We start from the raw sequence: 4126 nt of genomic DNA, 5'->3' as shown, positions 1-4126 counted from the left end.
TACAGGCAAGGCCGGACCTTTTCGTTGACAGAGGTTGGTGAGCGTTATTTCACAGATGTGAGTGGCGCATTGGGTCTTCTTTCAGATAGTAGTCAGATTATTAAGTATGGAAAACCTGGGCATATACGCTTAGCGCTGTACAGTTCAGTCGCAGTAAATTGGTTGATCCCTCGATTAGAAGACTTCTATAGACAGTATCCAGAAATAGAACTCACTTTAGATATGGTTAACCATCCGTCTGATCATAGTAATCAAGTGGCCGATTGTTGTATCACCATAAATCCTTCCCCACATTCTTTCATCAGTAAGTTTTTATTTTCTGAAACTTTATATCCTGTTTGTGGTCAAAAGCTTTGGGAGAAAATAAGAGATAAACCACTTCCTGATGCATTGTGGCGGCATCCAATATTGTCCGTGAGGTATACAGATATAAGTGAGAATACAGCGGAGGATTGGCTGCGGTGGTGTAAAGCAGGCGGATTTGAGTTACCGAACAATATAAAGATAAATCATTTTAGTCATGTACTACTAGCTATAGAAGCCGCACGGCACAATCTGGGTATTACTCTCGTTAACAATTATATGATACTAGATCAATATTATAAGCAGAAACTTGTTAGAATTCCAATGCATGAATTACTAACAGGGGATAAGTTTTACTTCGTTTGCAAGAAATTAAAGAATAATAAGGATGATATTATTAAACTATCTAAATGGTTAGAATCTCAGTGTGAGTAATAAAAGCAGCATGTACCCAGCCGCTGCTTGTCTTGATATAGGTAAAGTCAGTGAGCTATGCTGAAGAAACCGTAGAGATAAACTTGGTAAACTAACGACTCAATGAGGAGTTTATCATGACCAAGAAAATCAGAAACTATAGTACAGAATTCAAAGCTGAAGCCGTTAAGAAGATAGCAGATAATAATGGCAATGTTTCAGCGACGGCAAAGCAGCTAGGCATAGTCATGCAAACCTTATCTAACTGGCACAAGAAAGCGAATGAAGGCAAGCTGATCTGTACTAAAGAATATGATCCTGAGCTTATGGCAGCTATTCAGGAAATAAAGCAGCTCAAGCGGCAGCTTAAAGTTGCTGAAGAGGAGCGCGAGACTCTAAATGAGGAGGGATGAAGCGAAGTACTGATTGTAGTGGTCAACTAATTTAGGACAGCTGATAAGAGGTTTTGATTAAAGTAATGTTTCTCTTTTTCTAGCAGTGTTAAATAATTGTTAAAAGTATGCGGTCTCACGGTTTGATAATAGCCCTAGATATAATCAACAATGGCGCTTTTAGCCTCAGCGATATTCTCATAACCACCCTTTGGCATCCATTTTGTTTTAAAGCTCCTGAAGAAGCGTTCAGTTGGGGCGTTGTCCCATGAGCGAGGATTAGCAAAGCACTGCTTTGCCCGAGTGCAAGGCGGAGGGCTGTGCCCGTAGTGAGTTACCTTTTCGGGTCATACTTTGTATCATGCCCTCACGACTTGCCACAGATTCAGCGAATCTTGCACTGGTGTAATGGGTTCCCTGATCAGAGTGAAACAGCACTCCAATTGGCTGTAAGCGCGTCTGATACGCCATTTGCATCGCTTTGGTTGTCAGCATACTGTCAGGTGAATCTGATACAGCAAAGCCAAAAATACGCCGAGCATACAAATCTAACACCACCGCTAAATAGCACCAGCCGCCTTTGATATGAATATAGTTGACATCGCCCGTCCAGACTTGATTGGGCGCTGCTGGGCTAAGGTTTCTATTTAAGATATTGTGATGCATTTTATGCGCCTCGTCAGCATGCTTATATTTATGCGTCTTTAACTGACAGCTTTTAAGCCCCATCTGCGCCATGAGTTTACCTACCATATAACGTGACAGCTTGATGTTGTGTTCATTCATTATTATGGCGGCAATGCTGCGCGCCCCTGCTGATCGCTTTGAGTCGTTAAATATTTGGCGGACTGATGCTTTGGTTTTGACGGTTTCAAGGCTAATTGGCTTGGGATGCCGTCCATAATAATAGCTGCTTTTCATCACGCCAAACAGCTTACACAGAAGGCTTTTATTGACCTGTTTGTCTTGCTCTGCAAGCTGACTTATTAGCGATAGCCGTTCAGGCTGTCCAAGTCCAGCAGAGCAGAAGCCTCACTCGAGCATAGCTCTCGTCTTGCGTCGGGACAAAGCAGTGCTTCGTTTTATCCCTCCTCATTTAAGATGTCACGCTCCATAGTGAGCCGCTTAACCTGTTTACGCAGTTCTTGAAGCTCGCGCTGTTTATCCGTTAAAGCGTTGCCGACTTTAGGTGCTTGGCCATTCATTTCTTTGCGGTACTGACTCAGCCATTTCTGCAGAGTGGATCTACCTATCCCTAAGGAATCGGCCACATTAGGTATGGTGCGGTTATGATCAACGACTAAGCTGATGGCTTCTAATTTGAATTCTCAGGTATATTGATTGCGTTTGGTGGTCATACTATTTTCCTTCTTTGGGTTAGTATAAACCTCTTAGCAGCTGTCCAAGTTTATTATGCCACTACACTGTCTGAAAATAAAATGGACTCTTAGTGCTTATATGATCTCTATAACTCAAGTCATCAAGCAAATGATAATCCAACGGCTATGTGTCGGCAGCGTTATCCAAGGTCTCGATAGCCCACTGACGAACAGTCAACCCTTGATTCTTGGCGGCTTTAATCCAACTAAGCTGAACGAGCCCAAGCGTCTGCTCGTCTGTAGGGATATTTTCATCTGAGTTTAATTTAGTTGTCATTTAATAGTTAGATTTAAGTTAGTTGGTTTGGACTTACTTATTTAGGTTTTGCTACTTTGGTTTTTTTAATATAGACTTTCCAGTTACCGTTATTGGCAATAGGGTTTTTATACGCATTACTATATGGCAGTAGCTTGCGTTTGCGATTGTCCACCACATGAAAATCATCGGTATTGTGTGCAGCCACAATAAGACCAGTAGTATAAAATTGAGTGATAAAGCTTTTATTGTCAGGCTTGTTAGAACGGACATTGTAGGTATGCATTCTAGCACGAAAATCTATGAATTCACGGTGACAAACAAGCTCTCCCGATGGGTTTTTCAAAAAAAATTCGTCCATTCTGAGCACTTCATGCAGCTCAAATTCACCGCATTTACTCGTAAGCGCAGCTACAGAACGAAAAGTCTTGGACTCTTTAGCGGTATTCTTACAAATACTGAGCCTTGTAACATGGTAACGGAACTGGGGCAGCATCAATTTGGCTGGCAAGATCGCATCATGCATTAATGCCGCTTGCGGATAGAACTTATGAGCCAAGTCAAAAGCTTTCTTATACTTACGGTGATACTCCTGAACAGCCGCTTTCTCGCCAGCCCATATAGGTAGATCTTCATCAATGAATACTAAGCCATCGCTCAATGTAGGCGGGTAGAACTGATCTCTTAACTCTAAGCACATCTCTTTAAGCCTTGAGAGCTCTTGCAAAGCTGCTTGCTCAGTCATATCTTCAGGCATGACAAGGGTTGCATTGCGAGGCATACGACCTCCTTCATCTATTATATGTATAACAATACAAGCGTCTGACTAATTTATATTATTAATAATGATATAGCTTATATAATACAATATTTTATATTGAAAACAGTTACTTGTCTTTTATTTATCAAAAAGTGCCTCACATGACTAATCGCCTCCAAGACCGAGATTTCATAGTGACCCAGCATCTAAATAACCAGTACCGATATATTTTACTGGATACGATTAGTGAGGAAGATTTTTTGTTAATCCCTATGTCAATTACCAATTTGCATGAAAAGCATAGTGAACAAATTCCGGATATTACTTTACGCAATAGAGATAACTTTGATGAAACTGTCATGCAACCTTTACAAAGGCAATTTAAGTATTGGTTAGACAGTGATGTTGACCTCCTCCCCTCCCTAAAGTGAGGGGATTCCTACTGCTAGACGCTCAAGCCCGAGCGCAAGAATATTCTTTGCCGCATTAACATCGCGGTCGTGAGTGACACCGCACTCGCAAAGCCATTCTCTTATTCCTAAATTTGCTCTACCTTTCGGACTGTTTTGGCGTGAGCCACAACACGAACAAGTTTGGGTGGTGTAACTTTCATTTACCTCAT

General features: G+C 41.5%; 6 protein-coding genes and 2 pseudogenes. 3 read left to right on the top strand and 5 right to left on the bottom strand.

Going from position 1 to position 4126, the window contains the following annotated elements:
- A partial coding sequence (locus AC2FA3_RS14900; RefSeq protein ID WP_490510261.1) for a LysR substrate-binding domain-containing protein occupies positions 1-738 on the top strand: 738 nt, incomplete at its 5' end.
- A gap of 116 nt (positions 739-854) precedes the next feature.
- A pseudogene (locus AC2FA3_RS14895) lies at positions 855-1121 on the top strand (transposase); the annotation flags it as partial.
- A gap of 267 nt (positions 1122-1388) precedes the next feature.
- Here AC2FA3_RS14895 and AC2FA3_RS14890 read toward each other — a convergent pair.
- From AC2FA3_RS14890 to AC2FA3_RS14875, 4 genes and pseudogenes are all read right to left on the bottom strand, one after another.
- Positions 1389-2096 (bottom strand): IS3 family transposase, encoded by a 708-nt coding sequence (locus AC2FA3_RS14890; RefSeq protein ID WP_490510262.1) that lies wholly within the window; start codon positions 2094-2096, stop codon positions 1389-1391.
- A gap of 95 nt (positions 2097-2191) precedes the next feature.
- A pseudogene (locus AC2FA3_RS14885) lies at positions 2192-2425 on the bottom strand (transposase); the annotation flags it as partial.
- A gap of 187 nt (positions 2426-2612) precedes the next feature.
- Positions 2613-2765 (bottom strand): hypothetical protein, encoded by a 153-nt coding sequence (locus AC2FA3_RS14880; RefSeq protein ID WP_490510260.1) that lies wholly within the window; start codon positions 2763-2765, stop codon positions 2613-2615.
- Between the two features lie 37 nt (positions 2766-2802).
- Positions 2803-3525, bottom strand: coding sequence for a hypothetical protein (locus AC2FA3_RS14875; RefSeq protein ID WP_490510258.1), 723 nt, complete (start codon positions 3523-3525; stop codon positions 2803-2805).
- A 140-nt stretch (positions 3526-3665) separates the two neighbouring features.
- Here AC2FA3_RS14875 and AC2FA3_RS14870 point away from each other — a divergent pair, with 140 nt between their 5' ends.
- A complete protein-coding gene (locus tag AC2FA3_RS14870; RefSeq protein ID WP_490510256.1) occupies positions 3666-3935 on the top strand; it encodes a hypothetical protein in 270 nt (89 codons plus the stop codon).
- Here the strand turns inward: AC2FA3_RS14870 and AC2FA3_RS14865 are convergent.
- On the bottom strand, positions 3927-4126 hold a 200-nt coding region (locus tag AC2FA3_RS14865; RefSeq protein ID WP_490510254.1), incomplete at its 5' end, for a zinc ribbon domain-containing protein. The two genes, AC2FA3_RS14870 and AC2FA3_RS14865, sit on opposite strands and share 9 nt — an antisense overlap.

The organism is Janibacter sp. CoH_79_TC_3, assembly GCF_058197955.1.
This window is presented reverse-complemented; position numbering and strand designations above follow the sequence as displayed.

Excerpts from the sequence above, each read along its gene's own strand:
- AC2FA3_RS14875 (WP_490510258.1), bottom strand. The coding sequence starts at position 3,525 with ATGCCTCGCAATGCAACCCTTGTCATGCCTGAAGATATGACTGAGCAA.
- AC2FA3_RS14870 (WP_490510256.1), top strand. The coding sequence starts at position 3,666 with ATGACTAATCGCCTCCAAGACCGAGATTTCATAGTGACCCAGCATCTA.
- AC2FA3_RS14880 (WP_490510260.1), bottom strand. The coding sequence starts at position 2,765 with ATGACAACTAAATTAAACTCAGATGAAAATATCCCTACAGACGAGCAG.